Here is an 18,122-nt window from a genome sequence, read left to right on the forward strand (position 1 = left end):
CGCCCGGAGCCGCGGCGGCACCTCACGCGCGGGTAGCACTCGCTTCCCCCACGCGAGGGGTCAGCGGAAGCTGATCTGCAGCACCGGTTCCGAGGTGGCCTCGAAGAAGTCGTTGCCCTTGTCGTCGATGACGATGAACGCGGGGAAGTCCTCGACCTCGATCTTCCAGACCGCCTCCATCCCCAGTTCGGCGTACTCGAGGACGTCGACCTTCTTGATGCAGTCCTGCGCGAGCCGCGCGGCCGGGCCGCCGATCGAGCCGAGGTAGAACCCGCCGTGCTCGTTGCACGCCGAGGTCACCTTCTTGGACCGGTTGCCCTTCGCCAGCATCACCAGCGAGCCGCCCGCGGCCTGGAACTGCTCGACGTAGGAGTCCATGCGGCCCGCGGTGGTCGGCCCGAAGGAGCCCGACGCGTAGCCTTCCGGCGTCTTCGCAGGGCCCGCGTAGTACACGGGGTGGTCGCGAAGGTACTGGGGCATCTCTTCGCCCGCGTCGAGCCGCTCGGCGATCTTCGCGTGCGCGATGTCGCGGGCGACGACGAGCGGACCGGTCAGCGACAGGCGTGTCTTCACCGGCAGCTGCGAGAGCTGGGCGCGGATCTCGGCCATCGGGCGGTTGAGGTCGACGGTCACCACCTCGTCGGACAGGTCGTCCTCGGTGACGTCCGGCAGGAACCGTGCCGGGTCGCGCTCCAGCTGCTCCAGGAAGACGCCGTCCGCGGTGATCTTCGCCTTGGCCTGACGGTCGGCGGAACACGAGACAGCGATGCCGACCGGGCAGGACGCGCCGTGACGCGGCAGCCGGATCACGCGGACGTCGTGGCAGAAGTACTTGCCGCCGAACTGCGCGCCGATGCCGAACTGACGCGTCATCTCCAGCACCTGCTGCTCGAGGTCGACGTCGCGGAAACCGTGGCCCAGCTCGGAACCCTCGGTCGGCAGGTCGTCGAGGTAGCGGGCCGAAGCCAGCTTCGCGACCTTCAGGTTGAACTCCGCCGACGTGCCGCCGACGACGATCGCGAGGTGGTACGGCGGGCAGGCGGCGGTGCCGAGGCTGCGCAGTTTCTCGTCGAGGAACTTCGCGAGGCGCTTCGGGTTCAGGACCGCTTTGGTTTCCTGATAGAGGAACGTCTTGTTCGCGCTGCCGCCACCCTTGGCCATGAACAGGAATTCATAGCTCGGGTCGCCTTGGCCATCTTTGTGATAGAGCTCGATCTGCGCGGGCAAGTTGGTGCCCGTATTGCGCTCATCCCAGAAATTCACCGGCGCCATCTGTGAATAGCGCAGATTCAACTCCTGATAGGCGTCGAAAATGCCGCGCGACAACGCGCGTTCGTCGTCGGCGCCGGTGAGGACGCCTTCGCCGCGTTTGCCGATCACGATCGCGGTGCCGGTGTCCTGGCACATCGGGAGGACGCCGCCCGCGGAGATCGCCGCGTTGCGCAGCAGGTCCATCGCGACGAACCGGTCGTTGCCGCTCGCCTCCGGGTCGTCGACGATCGCGCGCAGCTGTGCCAGGTGTGACGAGCGCAACAGGTGCTGGATGTCGGTGATCGCGGTCTTGGCGAGCTTGGTCAGTGCCTCGGGCTCGACCTTGAGGAACTTGCGGCCCGCGGCTTCGACGACCTCGACACCTTCGGTGCCGATCAGCCGGTACTCGGTGCGGGTGTCCTTGGCGAGCGGAAGGACTTCAGTGTGCTGGAACGTGGTGGGCGCCACTGCGCGGGCTCCTTTGCCGGCATCGGGAACCCGCCCACGGTACGGCAAAGAAATTCGGGAGGCCGGGCCCACCCCGACGGACCCGACCTCCCGGGGAAAGCGATCCGGGCGCGAACACCCGACCGCGAAGACCTATTACCTGCTCGACGGTCTCGTGACGCAGGTCATAAGTCAACGCTGCCGAACGGGTGTTGCTTTTTCCGCGCCGAAAGGCCCAGTGAGGACTACGAAGCGTAGGCGCGCAGGCGATCGGCCCGCTCACCCTGACGCAGCTTCGACATGACCTCACGCTCGATCTGGCGAACGCGTTCACGGGAAAGCCCGAAGAACTTGCCGATCTGGTCGAGCGTCCGCGGCTGGCCATCGTCGAGGCCGTAGCGGAGACGGATCACCTGGGACTCCCGGTCGTCCAGCGTCGCGAGCACGCGGCGAAGGTCGTCCTGGAGCAGACCGGAGATCACGGCGCTCTCGGCGTCGGTCGCCTCGGAATCCTCGATGAAGTCACCGAGCGGGGCGTCCTCCTCGGTGCCGACCGGCATGTCGAGGCTCACCGGGTCACGCGAGTGGTCGAGCAGATCGGAGATCTTGTGCGCCGGAATGCCCGATTCCGCGGCCAGTTCGTCGTGCGTCGCGTCGCGCCCGAGCTGCTGGTGCAGGTCGCGCTTGATGCGGGCCAGCTTGTTCACCTGTTCCACCAAGTGGACCGGCAGCCGGATGGTGCGTCCCTGGTCGGCCATCCCCCTGGTGATGGCCTGGCGGATCCACCAGGTGGCGTAGGTCGAGAACTTGAACCCCTTGGAGTAGTCGAACTTCTCCACCGCGCGGATCAGGCCCAGGTTCCCCTCCTGGATCAGATCGAGCAGCGGCATCCCCCGGCCGGTGTACCGCTTCGCGAGCGAGACCACGAGGCGGAGGTTGGCCTCCAGCAGGTGGTTCTTCGCGACGTGGCCGTCACGTACGAGAGCGGACATCTCGGAGCGCCGCTTCGGCGTGAGGCTCTCGGCCGTGTCCAGCATGTGCTGGGCGAACACTCCGGCTTCGATGCGCTTCGCCAGCTCGACCTCGTCGGCGGCGGACAGCAGTGCCGTCTTGCCGATTCCGTTGAGGTACACACGGACGAGGTCCGCGGCCGGGCTCTGGGCGTCGAGGTCTGCTGCTGCGTCGGTGAACGCCCCCGCGATCACCGGCTCCTCGGTGGACTGCGCCGGGATACGGCGCTCGCGAATCCCGCGCGCTTCGCGTTCGAGAGTCTGGACTGACATTCTGCCTCCCCGGTCACGGGCTGAACGTGCTGCGATATGTCCGCCGGATCCGCCTCGGCGTAGCAAGCCCTGTGGAAAACCCGCTACTCCTCGTCGGCCCAGCTTGGCTGGACACTTTGCTCAACGCCGGGAGGTTCGAAAACGTTCCCGGCAGCTATACAGGAGACGGGCGGCTGACCTGGGGCGTTGCTCGACCAACCCTGAGCTTTTCCTGAGAATGCCCGTGCGGGGGAGAAACAAACGTGGTCTAGACCTCTATGAGAAGAGTGAAAGGACCGTCGTTCACGCTCCGGACCGCCATCATGGCCCCGAACCGGCCGGTTTCGACCCGCGCGCCGCGTTCGCGCAAGGCGTCGACGACGGCCGTCACGAGCGGTTCGGCGAGTTCGGGCCGGGCGGCCGCCGTCCACGACGGACGGCGGCCTTTGCGGGTATCGCCATAAAGGGTGAACTGGCTTACGACAAGTAGGGGAGCGCCGGTGGTGGCACACGACTCCTCGTCACGAAGTATGCGAGCTTCGTGCAGTTTGCGTGCCATCGTGGCCGCCTTCGTCACGTCGTCGTCGACGTGAATTCCCAGCAGTACCAGCAAACCCGGTTCGTCGATGGCGCCCGTCACCTCGTCGCCGACGGTCACGCTCGCTTCCGTGACCCTCGTCACCACCGCGCGCATCAGACGGCGGGGAGGAGCATGCCGTGCCGCACCAGTTCGCGGACGACGGGCAGCGCGGCGGCGGCCAGTTCCTCCGGTTCGAGCCCCTGCGCGGCCGCCAGGAGCACGATCAGGTCTTCCAGCGGCAAGGCGCCCTGGCAGCCGGCGAGCAGCCGGGTCGCCAGTTCGTCGACCTCGTGCGACCACCCTGGGCCGTCGGTGCGGTGCAGCCGCTGGACGGTCGTGGTCCAGCCCTCGTCGCCCGGCTCGGCGACGCTCTCCAGCAGGACACTTTCCGGGACACGGAAACGGACATCCAGTAACGAATCCCCGTTGGCGCGCAGCCACTCCACCCGGTCAAGCCAGTTCGCGGCCTCGGCGCCCAGTGGGTCGTCGTAGGCCTGGCGCAGGTCTTCGCACACGATCGTCGGCGTCTGGTTCGATGCGCGGCGAAGGGTGACGAAGCCGAAACCGATGCCCTGGACGTCGTTCTCGGCGAACCAGTCGAGCCAGGCGCCGGATTTCGCCCTGCCCTCGGGGGAGCGGGGGTCGATACCCGCGTCGCGCAGCCACGTGCCGACGTACAGACCCGGATCCGCGATGTCGCGCTGGACGAACCACGCGTCGGTCTCGGCGGGCAGCCAGCGGGTCACCCGGTCGCCCCAGTCCTCGCCCTCGACGTGCAGCCAGGACGCGAGGAGGTGGCCGGTGCCACCGTCGTTGAGGAACCCGGGCAGCTGCCGCACCACGAGCGCGCTGGCGTCGTCGCCGGCCAGGCCGGAGTCGCGGTAGGTGTAGTCCACGCGGGGCGGGCCGACCACGAACGGCGGATTGCAGACGATCTGGTCGAACCGGCGTCGCGCGACCGGCGCGAACCATTCGCCCCGCACGAGTTCGACGTCGAGTTCGTTGAGCCGGAAGGTGGCCGCGGCGAGCGCCAGCGCGCGGGCCGAGAGATCGGTGGCGGTGACCTTCTTCGCGTGGCGGGTGGCGTGCAGCGCCTGGACGCCGTTGCCGGTGCCGAGGTCGAGCAGGCTGCCGACCTCGCGACGGCTGGTCGCGCGGATCAGGCTGAGCGAGGCGTGCCCGACGCCGAGGACGTGGTCCTCGGGCACGGCCTGGCCGAGGATGTCCGCATCGAGGTCCGAGACCACCCACCACGAGCCTTCGTCGTCGCCGTGCGGGCGGACGTCGAGACCGGCTCGGTAGCCGTCGGCGACGGGGACGAGCACCATGGCGGCGACCGCGTCATCGAGGGACAGTGGCGCGAAAGCGGCCTCGACGTCCTTCTCCGATTCGGTCGAGCCCAGCAGGAAGAGCCGGATCAGCGTGCCGAGTTCGCCGGAGTCGCGGGTCGCGCGATGGGCGAGTTCGGGTTCGCCGCGGCCGAGGGCGGCGTGCGCGGAGCCGAGGGCGTCGACCACGCCGTCGGCGTCGTAACCCGTCCGGCGGAAGGCGTCCCGCAGCCTCGCGCAGACGTCGTCGGACAGGTCGGGGAAGGCCGCTGGTGTGCTCACGGTGGGTAATACTGCCAGGATGAGCTTGTGAGCCTCGAACGTGTCCTGGCACCGCTGCAGGCGGCGCTGCCCGGATTGGAAGACCTGTACACCGACCTCCACCGGCATCCGGAGCTGTCGTTCGCCGAAACCCGCACCGCCGCCGAACTGGCCCGGCGTCTGGAGGCCGACGGCTACGAGGTGCACACCGGGATCGGCCGCACCGGCGTCCTCGGCGTGCTGCGCAACGGGCCAGGCCCGAAGGTGATGCTGCGCGCCGACATCGACGCGCTGCCGGTCGAGGAGAAGACCGGCCTGCCCTACGCGAGCACCGCGCGTGGTGTCGACGCCGAAGGCCGCGACGTACCGGTGATGCACGCCTGCGGACACGATATGCACGCCACCTGGCTCTCCGGTGCCGCCTCACTGCTGGCTGCCGGGCGCGAGCACTGGTCCGGCACGCTGATGGTCGTCTTCCAGCCGGGGGAGGAGGCCGGGGACGGTGCCGTCGGGATGGTCCGCGACGGTGTCTTCGAACCCGCGGGCAAACCCGACGTCGTGCTCGGCCAGCACGTCGTACCCGGTCCGGCGGGCTGGGTGCTGACCAGGCCGGGTGTGATCATGGCCGCCACCGACGCGCTCCGCATCACGCTGCACGGCCGGGGCGGGCACGGCTCACGTCCCGAGACCACGGTGGATCCCGCGGTGCTCGCCGCGTCCGTGGTGCTGAAACTGCAGACCATCGTTTCGCGGGAGATCTCCGCGACCGAGTCGGCGGTGGTGACCGTCGGTTCGCTGCACGTCGGGACCGCGCACAACATCATCGCCGACCACGCCGTGCTCGAGGTCAACATCCGGTCGTTCGACCAGGCGGTGCGGGAGAAGGTCGTCGCGGCGGTCGAGCGGATCGTCAACGGCGAGGCGGCCACCGCGGGCGCGCCGAAGCCGCCGGAGATCGAGCGCATCGGCGCCTTCCCGGTCACCGAGAACGACGAGAAAGCCACCGAAGGACTCGCCGCCGCCTTCCGCGACCACTTCGGCGACGGCCGGGTCATGCCCGCGCCGCTGGTCACCGGCAGTGAGGACTTCAGCGAGTTCGGTCGCGCCGCCGGGGTGCCGTCGGTGTTCTGGCTGGTCGGCGGGCTGGACGAGGACCAGGTGATCTCCGCGATGACCGACGGCCGGTTCGAACAGGACATCCCGTCGAACCACTCGCCGCTCTTCGCGCCGATCCCGCATCCCACGCTTTCGGCCGGCGTCGAGACGCTCGTGGTCGCGGCCTTGCACCGGCTCACCCACCCGGGTGTCGGATGAGCCCGGCGAGTGGGAGCATGGAAGCCGGAGGTGGTGCTGTGAACGCGCCCGCCCACGGTCCCGAACCGAGGGAACCCGCTCCGGTGCTGATCACCGAAGCCGCCCCGTCCTACGAAGAGCAACTCGCCAAACGTAAGCGGAAGTACATCATCATGATGTCGTTCCGCATCCCGTGTCTCATCCTCGCCGGGATCTTCTACGAGACCTGGTGGCTCGCGCTGGCGCTGATCGCGATCTCGATCCCGCTGCCCTGGATCGCCGTCCTGGTGGCCAACGACCGGCCGCCGCGCAAGAGCGAGTCGGTCAACCGTTTCCAGGCCGAACCGACCCGCATCGAGGGCGGCGGCCACCAGGTCATCGACGGCGGCTGATCAGGGCTGCGGCCCGACCTTCGCGACCGCGCGGGCACCCAGCCGGGTGCCCGCCCGCAGGACCTCCACGGTGGACTCGCCGCGCAGCCACGCCGCCAGCACACCGGCGTCGAAGGCGTCCCCTGCGCCGGTGGAGTCGATGCAGTCGACGGGCTGCGACGGCACCGAAGTGATGGTGCCGCCCGCGTCGATCCAGCTGGCGCCGTCGAGACCCGCGGTGACCACGACCTCGCCCACGTAGTCCAGCAGTTCCTTCGCCGCCTCCGGATCACTCGACCCGGTCAGCGCGACCAGTTCGCTCGTGTTCGGCATCAGCAGGTCGACGCCGCGTACGTCGTCGAGGAAGGCCGCCGGATCGGTGATCAGCGTCGCCGCCTGCGGATCGACCGACGTCGTCAGCCCGGCCTTCTTCGCCGCCGCCAGCGAGGCGAGCGCCGCGGGCCGCGAGGACGGCTGCAACAGGACGTAGCCCGACAGGTGCAGGTGACTCGCCCCGGTCAGCGCCTCGTCGGTGATGTCGGAGGGACTGAACCGGGAGTTCGCGCCGCGGTCGGCGAGCATGCTCCGCTCACCGGTGCCGTCGACGAGCACCACGACGCAGAAGGTCGGCTCGTCGGGGTCCACCGCGAACTCGCAGCGGACGCCCGCCGCTTCCAGTTCGCTCTTCACCATGCGGCCGCCGGAATCGTCGCCGATCCGGGCGATCAGCGTGGTCTCCGCGTCTTCGGCGCGCAGCCAGAGCGCGGTGTTCGCGCCCGCGCCACCGCTGGTGAAGTGGACCTTCGCGCGGATGTCGCCGCCGTGCGGGATGGGACCCTCGTGCCGCGCGACCACGTCGAGGCCGACGTCGCCGACGACCACGATCCCGCTCATGCCGCGTTCCCGGCGAGCGCGACGGCGACCTCGGTGGCCAGTTCCGCGTTGGACAGCACCAGTGCCTCGTTCGCGTCGAGGCTCACGCCGCCGCTGGCGGTGTGGAAATGCTCCAGCAGCACAGGTGTCACGTCCTTGCCGTGCACTCCTCGCGTCCGCAGGAGTTCGAGCCCTTCGGCCAGCAAGCGGTCGTGCAGCTCTTTGTCCATTTCGGACGCTTCCGGAATCGGGTTCGCCAGCAGTACACCGGATTCGGCGTGCGCGCGATGCGCGGCGATGACCGCGGCGGCCCGCGCGGCGTCGTCGACCCGCCACGGCACCTCGAAACCGGACGAGCGGAGGTAGAACGCGGGGAACTCGCTGGTGCGGTAGCCCAGCACGGGCACCGAGTTGGTCTCCAGCACTTCGAGGGTCGCCGCGATGTCGAGCACCGATTTCACGCCGGAGCAGACGACCGTGGTCGGCACCTTCGCGAGCACGCCCAGATCCGCCGAGACGTCCCAGCTCTGTGCCGCGCCCTGGTGCACGCCGCCGAGGCCGCCGGTGGCGAACATGCCGATCCCGGCCGCGGCGGCGAGCGCCGCGGTGCTCGCGACCGTCGTCGCCCCGGACCGGCCGAGGCCGACGGCCGGGCCGAGGTCGCGCAGAGAGAGCTTGTCCAGGTCGGCGCCGGGCGCGCAGACGCGCTCCAGCTGCTCGCCGGTGAGCCCCACCAGGGGGACGCCGTCGAGCACGGCGATCGTCGCGGGGACGGCGCCGCCGTCCCGGACGACCTTTTCCAGCCGCCGGGCGACGTCGAGGTTGCGGCCGGGCGGGAGACCGTGGGAGAGGATGGTGCTCTCCAGCGCGACGACGGGGTCACCGGCGGCGAGGGCGGAGGCGACCTCTTCGTGAAGGGACAGTTGCGGAGTCACGAACGAACATCATCGGTGATGTGGGTCAGCGTCACGCCATCGGGTCAGTTCGTTCGCGAGGTTCTCCCGCGCCTTGCTCTCCCAGCGTGCCCGTGCGATGTCGCTGCGGTACAGCCGCGGCCGGGCCAGCAGGTTCTCCAGCACGGCCACGCGTCCCGCACGCCAGTCTTCGTCGGAGTAGATCGAGTACTCCGCCCGGACACCGGCCGCGTATTCCTCGTACACCTCGGGTTTGGCGCCGAGAATCGCGAGGTCGGCGTCGAGCAGTGCGGTGGCGAGGAGGTCTTCCCCCGGCGCGGAGTGCTCGATCGTGGCGAGGATCAGTTCCTCCGCGCGGGTGATGTCGGCCGCGGGGACCCCGGCGTTGGTGAGTTCGTCGCGGGTCCAAGCCGCGCTGGCCCGTTCGTCGTCGCCGGGGCGGGCGTCGTAGACGACGTCGTGCGCCCAGGAGGCGACGGCGACGATCGCCCGTTGCCGGGCACCCAGGCCGAACGCGACGGCGAGGTCACCGCTGTCGTGGGCGACGGCGGTGACGTGCCGGAGATCGTGATAGCGGCGGTGCGGCTCGGCGTAGCGGGTCTCGAGGTCGTTCCACGCGACCGCGGCGACCAGGTGATCGCCGCCGAGCCGCGTGATCGCGGGCAGCCAGTCCATCAGTCGAAGATTCCGCGCGACTTGGCCACTTCGTGCAGCCAGCCCTCGATCTGCGGCTCCCATTTGACCCGCTCCAGCGCGGCGTGGTCGACCTTGAACAGGCCGAGGAACTCCTGCCCGCGACCGCCGAACCCGCCGCTCTTGGACACCCGGACCCGTTTGGTCACCTCCAGCACGACCTGCGTCTCCGCCGCCGAGGACAGGAAGGTCACCGCCACCGAGGTGAAGACGTTCGCGAACCGCGGCGAGGGGGTGAAGCGGATCTCCTGGAAGAACGGGAGCTGCTGGGTCGCGCCGTTGATCCGGCCGCGTTCGAGCACGGCCTCGCGGAAGACGAAGCCGATCCGGCTGAAGGCGTCCAGTATCCGTTTCTGGGCGGGCAGCGGCTCGATCGCGGCGGCGTCGACGTCGGCCGGGTCGGTGACGGAATTCGCGATGTCGAGGCTGGTTTGCAGGCCGACGGCCATGCCGTGCAGTGGTTTGCCGAAGACGCTGGAGATCGGCGTCTCCCATGGCAGGGCGACCTCGAACGGGATGCGGATCTGCTGGCCGGGCGCGACGCGTTCGCGGCCTGCCAGCTGCTGGGTGCCGAATTCGAGGTCTTCGAACTTGGGGCTGTGCTCGTCCGGCGTCTGGACGCGGGCGAGCAGCTGCACCGAGAGACCGTTGATCTCTTGATCGACTTCGCCGCCGAGCAGCAGGACCTCGCCCCGCAGGGCGCGGCCGGGGGAGACCGAACGGTCGAGCAGCCGGGCGTCGATCTTCGCTCCGCCCGAACCGAATGTCGCGAGCACCTTCTGGAACATGAGCGAGATCCTGCCAGGTCCCCGGTGTGCGCAGGAGGTTTTGGGGCATTATGGAGGGGTGAGTACACAGACCCTTCCGAAGCCGGATACCCGTCCCGAGGGCACCGACGGCACCGACGACGACGCGCCGAAGATGTTCCACTACGTGCGCAAGAACAAGATCGCCGAAAGCGCGGTCATGGGCACGCACGTGGTGGCGCTGTGCGGCGAGGTCTTCCCGGTGACGAAGTCGGCGAAGCCCGGTTCGCCGGTCTGCCCGGACTGCAAGAAGATCTACGACGGTCTCAAGCCGGGCGACTGACACCTGGCCGTCCGGTGTCCGAAACCGGACAAGATCTGAAAATCCTTCACATGGTGGCTGTCCGTCCCGGTGATCGCTGGTAATCAGTACCCGCCAGCGAAAACCCGCCGGGACGGAGCCTTCATGCGTAGAACCGGGATCGTGCTCGTCATCGCCGCGTTGGTCGCGGTGTTCTCACCAGCCGCCGCCCAGGCCGTGACAGGCTGGACCACGGTCGGTTCGGACAACGCCCGCCCGCTCGACGAGGGCCAGGGCCTGGCCACCATCGAACGGCCTTCCGGGACCATCTACCGCTACACCGGGATCGCGACCGTGCCGGTCGACCTGTCCTCGAAGGGCTGGGGTCACGTCGGCGACCCGGGTTCGGCGCAAGGCTGGTACGTCGAGCCGTATCAGCGCGACGACCGGGGCGCGAAGCTCTTCCGTGTCGAGTCGCCGAACGGGACCTGGGCGAACTACACGCACGCGCTGGAATCGTGGGAAGCGAACAACAACTCGTTCGCCGCCGTGACCCCCGACGCGCGCTGGATGGTGGCGGGCGAGTGGGGCACGATGGACCGGCTGCTCGTGCACCCGATGCCCGGCGTCGCGCATACGAACCCGTCGGCGAACCTGCCGTACTCGTCCGCGATCCGGCTCGACCGGCCGGTGCGGGACATCCAGGGCTGCGACTTCGTCACCGCGACCCGGCTGCTGTGCGCGTCCGACGACCCCGACGGCTCGCTGTTCGGGACGACCAAACCGCTGCTGCAAGTGGATCTCTCCGGTGCGCTTTCCGGTTCGGACGTCACCGGCCGGGTGACCTCGCTGGGTCAGCTGCCTTTGAAGAGCATCTGTAGCGGGAACTTCGAAACCGAAGGCGTCGACGTCGCCGCCGACGGGATCCTGCGGGTCGTGGTCCTGTCGCCTTCGTGGTGCGTGGCCTTCGACAGCAAGACCTGGCGGTTCCGGAAGGCGTGACTCGCGTGATCAGACGGAGAACTCGCGTGGCTAGACGGAGAACTCGCGTGATCAGACGGGCAACAGCGTGTTGCCCCGCCGATCACGCGAGTTCTCCGTTCAATCACGCGAGTTCTCCGTTACCGCGCGGGCTCCGGAGTGAGATCCTCGGCGGCGGGAGTCGCTGAAGACCGTCGAGCATCCTTCTTCGCGCGGCGCTTTTCTTTCCGGGTCTCGACCATCGTGTACAGCGTCGGGACCAGGATCAGGGTCAGCAGGGTCGAGCTGACCAGCCCGCCGATCACCACGATCGCCAGCGGCTGCCCGATGAACCCGCCCTGACCGGTGAGGCCGAGCGCCATCGGGATCAGCGCGAAGATGGTCGCCGCCGCGGTCATCAGGATCGGCCGAAGCCGCCGCCTGCCGCCTTCGACCACCGCGTCGGCGACGCTCATCCCCGAAGCCCGGTACTGGTTGATCAGGTCGATCAGCACGATCGCGTTGGTCACCACGATGCCGACGAGCATCAGCATGCCGATCAGCGCGGGCAGGCCGAGCGCGGTCCCGGTGGCCAGCAGCAGCCCGATCGCGCCGGTCGCCGCGAACGGGATCGACACCAGCAGGATCAGCGGCTGGAGCAGGCTGCGGAACGTCGCCACCATGATCAGGTACACGATCGCGACCGCGGCCAGCAGCGCGAGGAACAGGTTCCCGAACGCCTCCTGCTGGTCCTCGCTGACCCCGCCGAGCTTGTACGCCGCGCCGCCGCTGAACGTCAGACCGTCCAGTTTGGACTGGATGGCCTTGGTGGTCGCGGCGAGGTCCGCGCCGGTGTTCTTGGCGGTGACCGTGGTGCTCAGCTCGCCCGAGGTGCGGTGCACCGCGGCCGGTCCGTCCACAGTGGACACGTTCGCGACGGTGTCCAGCCGGACGACGCCGGTGGCGCTCGGGATCGGCAGCGCCTTGATCGCGTCCACCGACACCGGGGCCGAGCCCGCACGCAGCACGATGTCGGTGCGCTGCCCGTCCACCGGTAGCTGGGTCACCGTGCGGCCGGCGATCGCCTGGTTCGCGATCTGACCGATCGTCGTGGCCGAAAGCCCGCTCGCGGCGGCCTTGGCGGCGTCGACCTCGACCTGCACGCGCGGCGAACCCTGCGCGAGGTCACTGGTCACCTCGGTCAGGTCCGGCACCCCGGACAAAGCCTGGCGGACCTGTTCGGCGGCGGGCTTCAGCGAGGCCTCGTCGGGAGCGGTGACGGTGATCGAGACCCCGTCGGAGTTGAAGCCGCCCGCTTCGGCGCCGATCTTGACTTCGCCGAGTCCCGGCCCGCTCAGCTTGCCCCGCAAGCGATCCGAGAGCGCGTCGAGGTCGGTGTCCTTGGCGACGGTGGCCTGGATGTTGGTCGCCGTCCCGCCACCGCCGAAGAAATTGCTCCCGCCGATGCTCACCTGATAGGTCTCGACGTCGGGTTCGGCGGCGAGTGCCTGCTCCACCGCGCCGGCTGCCTTCTCCTTGGCTTCGGAACTGGTGCCGGGCGGCAGTTTCTGCGAAAGGCTCAGCGTCGTCGATCCGGACTGGTCGAGGAAGTTCGTGTTCAGCTGCGACGCGAGCCCGACCGTGCCGCCGAAGATGATCAGCGCCAGCAGGACGACGGCGACGCGGCGCTGGGTGGCGAACCGGATCACCGGTACGTATCCGCGCTGGAGCAACCCGCGGCGTTCCTTGTCTTCCGCCGCCTGCCGCGTGAGTTCGGCCTCGTGGTCGTTCGCCGGCGTCTTGGGCGGCTTGAGGAACCAGTACGCGAGCACCGGCACGATCGTCAGCGAGACCAGCAGCGAAGCCAGCAGCGCCACGGTGACCGTGATCGCGAACGGCGAGAACAGCTCACCGACGAATCCGCCGACGAAGGCGATCGGCAGGAACACCGCGACGGTGGTGAGGGTGGACGAGGTCACGGCACCCGCCACCTCGCGCACGCCGTCGAGGACCGCGCGCTCTTTTTCCTCGCCGTACGCCAGATGTCGTTTGATGTTCTCCAGCACCACGATCGAGTCGTCGACCACCCGGCCGATCGCGATGGTGAGCGCGCCGAGGGTGAGCAGGTTCAGCGATAGATCACCGGTCCACAACGCCAGCAGCGCCACGACGACCGAAAGCGGGATCGACACCGCCGTCACGAGCGTGGACCGCAGCGACATCAGGAACAACAGGATCACGATGACCGCGAACGCCAGGCCCAGCAGGCCTTCGGTGGTCAGGCCGCTGATCGCGTCCTTGACCGGGGTGCCCTGGTCGAACACGACGCTCATCTCGGCGCCGATCTTCTTCGACAGCTCGGGCAGCTTGTCCCGCACCGATTCCGAGATCGCGACCGCGTTCCCGTTCTCCACCATGGTGATCGAGAGCCCCAGGCTCGGCTTGCCGTTGGTGCGCGTGATCGACGTCGGCGGCGCGAAGCCTGCCTGGACGTCCGCGATCTCACCTAGTTTGACCGGCTTGGGCGCCTGTGCACCGGGACGCGACGACGGCGAGGCCGACGGCGTCAGGTAGAGGTTCTTGATCGTGTCCACTGTGGTCGGTCCGCCGCCGACCTGGACGGTGAGTGTCTTGTCGCCTTCGGTGAGCGTCCCGGCCGGGACGGCGGCACCGGCGGTCTGCAAGGTGGTGGCGATCGACGATGGGTCGACGCCCGCCGCGGCCAGTTTCGCGTAGTCCAGCGCGATCGTGACCCGCGGTTGCCGCGCGCCGGTCACCGTGACCTCGCGGACGCCGTCGATCTTGCGCAGTTCCGGCGCGACCTCCCCGGTCAGCGCGGGCGCGAGCGCCTGCGGGTCACCGGTGGTCCCGGCGGCGAGCAGCACGACCGGGAGATCGTCGGTGGACCCCGCGGACACCGACGGTTCGGTGTTCTGCGGCAGCCGTGCCTTGACCCCGTCGACGACGCGCTGGATCTGCCCGACGGCGGCGTCGATGTCCGTGCCGAATTCGAACTGCGCGGTGATCCGCGACAAGCCCTCCGACGACGTCGAGTTCAGCTCTTCCAGGCCCTTCAGGCCCTGCAAACCGCCCTCGAGTGGCTCGGTGACCTGGCGATCGACCGCGTCCGGCGACGCGCCCGTGTACGGCGTGATGATCTGCGCCTGCGGGAACTGCAGTGAGGGGAACAGCTGCTGCTTGAGCTGCGGCAGCGCGAAAGCGCCGAAGCCGATGACCACCAGGGCGAGCAGCCCGATGAGACTTCGGTTGCGCAGGCTCAGTCTGGCCAGCGTGGACATGGCGGGATCCCCCAGGTAGTGCTCGGGAACATGTGGATTACCGCGAGCTTTTCATGGCGGGGGGTGGACTGGATTCACACTACGGGTGGAATCGGGCTACGACTTCGGGATGAGGTCGGGTGTCAACTTCGCCGTTCGGTCACCTGATCGGCTTCGCTCTGCGGTTCTTTGTTCACCGACTGTTCCGGTTCGCTCTCGTCGTCTTGACGGGGCCGCCGCAGCGGGACGGTCGTCCGTTCCCACAGTTTGCGGCCCTCCTCGGCGCGGATCCGCTCGCTGGCGCGTTCCATCTCCAGTCGCCGCCATTTCCGGCGCTGGCGTTTGGTCGCCTTGGCAGGCCACAATTCCTGGATCGCGCTGTTGAAGTACGCGCCGAAGACGACCGCGAGCCCGATGAAGAACATCAGCAGCAGGAACGCGATCGGCGCGGCGAGCGCGCCGTAGGTGTAGCCGGTCTTGGTGATCCAGTTCAGGTAGATCCGCAGGCCGATACTGGAGAGCAGGAAGAAGACCATGGCGAGCATCGCGCCCGGCAGCCCGCGGTGCCAAGGCAGCCTGCGCGGCAGGGACAGCTTGTACAGCGTCGTCAGCGCCAGCACGATCATCACGGCCAGCACCGGGTAGTACAGCGTGCCGACCCAGTACGACACCGTGCCGCGCCAGTCCGTGGGGAAGAACTGGGGGAGCAGGTCCGGCCCGATCGCCAGCAGCGGCAGTCCGACCACCAGGATGACCAGCCCGGCCAAGTAGAGCAACAGCGCGAAGATCCGCTGCCAGACGTCGTTGCGGACGCCGTACTGGTCGTGCGCCACGGTGATCGCGTCGACGAACGACGACATCGCCGACGAACCCGCCCACAGGGAGATCAGGAAGCCGACGGAGACGATCTCGCCCTTGCCGACGAACAGGATGCTGTTGACCGTCGGCTCGATGATGTCGTGCACGGCGTTGTCGCTGAAGATCGTCTTGCTGAAGGTGATGATCCGGTCGTGGACCGCGGTCACGACCTCCTGGCCGAACCAGTCGCCGACGAAGCCGAGGCAACCGAGGAGACCGAGCAGCAGCGGCGGCAGCGACAGCGTCTGCCAGAACGCGGCTTCGGCGGCCTCGGAGAAGATGTTGCCTTCCCACGCCTTGGTGAGCGTGCGGCTGAGCAGGCGCAACGGGCCCCTGCGGACCTTCGCGACCTCGGCGGCCGGCTCTTCCCGGCCGTTCTCCTCGCTCATGCAGCTCCTCCGCCAGCGCCGAGCGCCCTTGACGGTGTCCAGCATGGTCCATGTCCCGGCATTCGGCTCGCCACCCCTGGGTTTTTGGGTGAGTAAACCGACAACGGGGGTGGCGCTTCCGGCGTTCCACGGAGGCGGCGGGTAGGCTCACTGGAGTGCCCTCACCTCAGGCGCCGGCGTCGCGGCCGGATACCAAAGTGGGGGTTTTCGCTTGTGGCAAGGCGATTGACCAGGGGTTTCGGTGAGGGAGGAGGGGAACCGCATGGCGGAAACGGTTGAACGTGATCGAGGCGAGCTGGGCGCGCCTCCCGCGGCGAAGGACAGCACCGCCCGTCCGCTGCGTGCCTGGCAGCGCCGCGCGCTGACGAAGTACCTGACGAAGAAACCGCAGGACTTCCTGGCCGTCGCGACGCCGGGCGCTGGCAAGACGGTGTTCGGGCTCCGCATCGCCGCCGAGCTGCTGAGCGACCGGACCATCGAGAAGATCACCATCGTCGCGCCGACGGAACACCTGAAGCACCAGTGGGCCGCCTCCGCGGCGGCCGCGGGGATCGCGATCGACTCGAACTTCCGCAACGGCGCCGGTGCCACCTCGCGCGACTACCACGGGGTCGCGGTGACCTACGCTCAGGTCGCGGCGCATCCGACGCTGCACCGGGTGCGTACCGAGAACCGCAAGACGCTGGTCATCCTCGACGAGATCCACCACGGCGGTGACGCGAAGTCGTGGGGTGACGCGATCCGCGAGGCGTTCACGCCGGCCGTCCGCCGTCTCGCGCTGACCGGGACGCCGTTCCGTAGCGACGACTCGCAGATCCCGTTCGTCACCTACGAGCCCGACGGTTCGGGCTTCCAGCGCAGCAAATCCGACCACTCCTACGGCTACGCCGACGCGCTCGCCGACGGCGTCGTCCGGCCGGTCGTCTTCCTCGCCTACTCCGGTGAGGCCTCCTGGCGCACGAGCGCGGGGGAGGAGTTCACCGCGCGGCTCGGCGAGCCGCTGACCGCCGAGCAGAACGCGCGGGCCTGGCGCACGGCGCTCGACCCGGCCGGTGAGTGGATCCCGTCGGTGTTGCAGGCCGCGGACACCCGCCTCGCGCAGTTACGCGCCAACGGCATCCCGGACGCCGGTGGCCTGGTGATCGCCACCGACCAGGACTCCGCGCGCGCCTACGCCAAGATCCTGGAACGCCTCTCCGGCCAGACCCCGACGGTCGTCCTCTCCGACGACCCCAAGGCGTCCGGGCGGATCAAGGAGTTCTCCGACTCGACCGACCGCTGGCTGGTCGCTGTCCGGATGGTGTCCGAGGGCGTCGACGTCCCGCGTCTCGCGGTCGGCGTCTACGCCACGAGCGCGTCGACCCCGCTGTTCTTCGCGCAGGCCATCGGCCGGTACGTGCGTTCGCGCAAACCCGGTGAGACGGCGTCGGTGTTCCTGCCGAGCGTGCCGGTGCTGCTGGAACTGGCCAGTGAGCTGGAGGCCCAGCGCGACCACGTCCTCGGCAAACCGCACCGCGAGAAGGAAGGCTGGGAGGACGAACTCCTCGCCCAGGCCAACCGCACCGAGGACGAGCCGGGCGAAGAGGAGAAGGCGTTCACCTCGCTGGGCGCCTCCGCCGAACTCGACCAGGTCATCTACGACGGCAACTCCTTCGGCACCGCGGTGTTCTCCGGTTCCGACGAGGAGCAGGAGTACCTCGGCCTGCCGGGGCTGCTGGAACCGGACCAGGTCCGTGCCCTGCTGCGGAAGCGGCAGGAAGAGCAGCTTTCGGACGAGAAGCGGCGCAAGCCCAAGGCCGAGCAGGAGGCGCCGGTCGCGCGGCCGCAGTCGGTCAGCGAGCGGCTCGGCGCCCTGCGCAAGGAGCTGAACGCGCTGGTGGGCGTGCACCACCACCGGACGAGGAAGCCGCACGGCGCGATCCACAACGAACTGCGCCGCGTCTGCGGCGGCCCGCCGACCGCGATGGCGTCCGTCGAACAGCTCGAAGAGCGGATCGTCACCCTGCGCACCTGGTAGCGCCCTCCCACCGCTGTTATGAACGGACCGTTCATAACACATTTTGTTATGAACGGTCCGTTCATAACAGCTGCCGCAACCAACGATAATCACGCTGCGTGAGTGGTGGCGGTCACACTGTCAGCGGACCTAGACTGCGTACGTCTTGCTACGGCCACGTTGCCAAACCGTGTCCATTTGATGAGGCTTAATCGATCCAGCCGTCTTCCGTGAAACCCTTTCGGCGGCATATGTTGTCGCCCACAACATATGCGCGATGGTGCGATCGGTCCGCCTGGATCGCCGCCCGCGAGCAAGATT

The 18,122-nt window shown here is 68.8% G+C and carries 15 protein-coding genes; 5 read left to right on the forward strand and 10 right to left on the reverse strand.

Going from position 1 to position 18,122, the window contains the following annotated elements; translation table 11 throughout:
- Positions 1 to 60 precede the first annotated feature (60 nt).
- The 4 genes from ACLARN_RS21385 to ACLARN_RS21400 all read right to left on the reverse strand — a co-directional run bounded on the left by ACLARN_RS21385 (position 61) and on the right by ACLARN_RS21400 (position 5,150).
- A complete protein-coding gene (locus ACLARN_RS21385; protein ID WP_409493213.1) occupies positions 61 to 1,719 on the reverse strand; it encodes a fumarate hydratase in 1,659 nt (552 codons plus the stop codon).
- Positions 1,720 to 1,943: 224 nt separating this feature from the next.
- Positions 1,944 to 2,981 (reverse strand): sigma-70 family RNA polymerase sigma factor, encoded by a 1,038-nt coding sequence (locus tag ACLARN_RS21390; RefSeq protein ID WP_409493214.1) that lies wholly within the window; start codon positions 2,979 to 2,981, stop codon positions 1,944 to 1,946.
- A gap of 247 nt (positions 2,982 to 3,228) precedes the next feature.
- Positions 3,229 to 3,654 carry a D-aminoacyl-tRNA deacylase gene (gene dtd, locus ACLARN_RS21395; RefSeq protein ID WP_409493215.1) on the reverse strand — a complete coding sequence of 142 codons (426 nt, stop codon included), beginning with the start codon at positions 3,652 to 3,654 and terminating at the stop codon, positions 3,229 to 3,231.
- Entirely contained in the window at positions 3,654 to 5,150 is a 1,497-nt protein-coding gene (locus ACLARN_RS21400) for a methyltransferase (protein WP_409493216.1), read from the reverse strand. The genes dtd and ACLARN_RS21400 overlap by 1 nt, the downstream gene beginning before the upstream one ends.
- 27 nt (positions 5,151 to 5,177) lie before the next feature.
- On the opposite strand from ACLARN_RS21400, the gene ACLARN_RS21405 reads away from it, so the two are divergent.
- Positions 5,178 to 6,443, forward strand: coding sequence for an amidohydrolase (locus ACLARN_RS21405; protein ID WP_409493217.1), 1,266 nt, complete (start codon positions 5,178 to 5,180; stop codon positions 6,441 to 6,443).
- A gap of 17 nt (positions 6,444 to 6,460) precedes the next feature.
- Complete coding sequence (locus ACLARN_RS21410) at positions 6,461 to 6,814, forward strand: DUF3099 domain-containing protein (RefSeq protein WP_409493218.1); 354 nt, start codon at positions 6,461 to 6,463, stop codon at positions 6,812 to 6,814.
- Here ACLARN_RS21410 and ACLARN_RS21415 read toward each other — a convergent pair whose 3' ends face one another.
- Genes ACLARN_RS21415 through ACLARN_RS21430 form a run of 4 tightly spaced genes read right to left on the reverse strand, consistent with a single transcriptional unit; the run spans position 6,815 to position 10,061 of the window.
- Positions 6,815 to 7,687, reverse strand: coding sequence for a carbohydrate kinase family protein (locus tag ACLARN_RS21415; protein WP_409493219.1), 873 nt, complete (start codon positions 7,685 to 7,687; stop codon positions 6,815 to 6,817).
- Entirely contained in the window at positions 7,684 to 8,601 is a 918-nt protein-coding gene (locus ACLARN_RS21420; protein WP_409493220.1) for a pseudouridine-5'-phosphate glycosidase, read from the reverse strand. Before ACLARN_RS21420 ends, ACLARN_RS21415 begins: the two co-directional genes overlap by 4 nt.
- A gap of 9 nt (positions 8,602 to 8,610) precedes the next feature.
- A complete protein-coding gene (locus ACLARN_RS21425; RefSeq protein WP_409493221.1) occupies positions 8,611 to 9,255 on the reverse strand; it encodes a hypothetical protein in 645 nt (214 codons plus the stop codon).
- Entirely contained in the window at positions 9,255 to 10,061 is an 807-nt protein-coding gene (locus ACLARN_RS21430; RefSeq protein WP_409493222.1) for a sporulation protein, read from the reverse strand. Before ACLARN_RS21430 ends, ACLARN_RS21425 begins: the two co-directional genes overlap by 1 nt.
- A gap of 58 nt (positions 10,062 to 10,119) precedes the next feature.
- Here ACLARN_RS21430 and ACLARN_RS21435 point away from each other — a divergent pair, with 58 nt between their 5' ends.
- Together ACLARN_RS21435 and ACLARN_RS21440 are read left to right on the forward strand one after the other, a co-directional pair.
- The gene (locus tag ACLARN_RS21435) at positions 10,120 to 10,362 is read left to right on the forward strand and encodes a DUF3039 domain-containing protein (RefSeq protein WP_005164469.1); all 243 of its coding nucleotides are present in this window, start codon (positions 10,120 to 10,122) and stop codon (positions 10,360 to 10,362) included.
- Positions 10,363 to 10,485: 123 nt separating this feature from the next.
- The gene (locus ACLARN_RS21440) at positions 10,486 to 11,322 is read left to right on the forward strand and encodes a hypothetical protein (protein WP_409493223.1); all 837 of its coding nucleotides are present in this window, start codon (positions 10,486 to 10,488) and stop codon (positions 11,320 to 11,322) included.
- A gap of 119 nt (positions 11,323 to 11,441) precedes the next feature.
- Here ACLARN_RS21440 and ACLARN_RS21445 read toward each other — a convergent pair whose 3' ends face one another.
- Entirely contained in the window at positions 11,442 to 14,579 is a 3,138-nt protein-coding gene (locus ACLARN_RS21445) for an efflux RND transporter permease subunit (RefSeq protein WP_409493224.1), read from the reverse strand.
- A 122-nt stretch (positions 14,580 to 14,701) separates the two neighbouring features.
- A complete protein-coding gene (locus tag ACLARN_RS21450) occupies positions 14,702 to 15,805 on the reverse strand; it encodes a YihY/virulence factor BrkB family protein (RefSeq protein WP_409493225.1) in 1,104 nt (367 codons plus the stop codon).
- A 262-nt stretch (positions 15,806 to 16,067) separates the two neighbouring features.
- On the opposite strand from ACLARN_RS21450, the gene ACLARN_RS21455 reads away from it, so the two are divergent.
- On the forward strand, positions 16,068 to 17,822 hold the full coding sequence (locus ACLARN_RS21455) for a DEAD/DEAH box helicase (RefSeq protein ID WP_409493226.1): 1,755 nt from the start codon (positions 16,068 to 16,070) through the stop codon (positions 17,820 to 17,822).
- Positions 17,823 to 18,122 lie beyond the last annotated feature (300 nt).

It is taken from the genome of Amycolatopsis sp. cmx-11-12 (assembly GCF_046269425.1).
Lineage (GTDB): Bacteria > Actinomycetota > Actinomycetes > Mycobacteriales > Pseudonocardiaceae > Amycolatopsis.

Coding starts and splice junctions, on each gene's coding strand:
- dtd (WP_409493215.1), bottom strand. CDS start 3,654: ATGCGCGCGGTGGTGACGAGGGTCACGGAAGCGAGCGTGACCGTCGGC.
- ACLARN_RS21410 (WP_409493218.1), top strand. CDS start 6,461: ATGGAAGCCGGAGGTGGTGCTGTGAACGCGCCCGCCCACGGTCCCGAA.
- ACLARN_RS21445 (WP_409493224.1), bottom strand. CDS start 14,579: ATGTCCACGCTGGCCAGACTGAGCCTGCGCAACCGAAGTCTCATCGGG.
- ACLARN_RS21390 (WP_409493214.1), bottom strand. CDS start 2,981: ATGTCAGTCCAGACTCTCGAACGCGAAGCGCGCGGGATTCGCGAGCGC.
- ACLARN_RS21440 (WP_409493223.1), top strand. CDS start 10,486: ATGCGTAGAACCGGGATCGTGCTCGTCATCGCCGCGTTGGTCGCGGTG.
- ACLARN_RS21425 (WP_409493221.1), bottom strand. CDS start 9,255: ATGGACTGGCTGCCCGCGATCACGCGGCTCGGCGGCGATCACCTGGTC.
- ACLARN_RS21455 (WP_409493226.1), top strand. CDS start 16,068: ATGGCGGAAACGGTTGAACGTGATCGAGGCGAGCTGGGCGCGCCTCCC.
- ACLARN_RS21430 (WP_409493222.1), bottom strand. CDS start 10,061: ATGTTCCAGAAGGTGCTCGCGACATTCGGTTCGGGCGGAGCGAAGATC.
- ACLARN_RS21415 (WP_409493219.1), bottom strand. CDS start 7,687: ATGAGCGGGATCGTGGTCGTCGGCGACGTCGGCCTCGACGTGGTCGCG.
- ACLARN_RS21450 (WP_409493225.1), bottom strand. CDS start 15,805: ATGAGCGAGGAGAACGGCCGGGAAGAGCCGGCCGCCGAGGTCGCGAAG.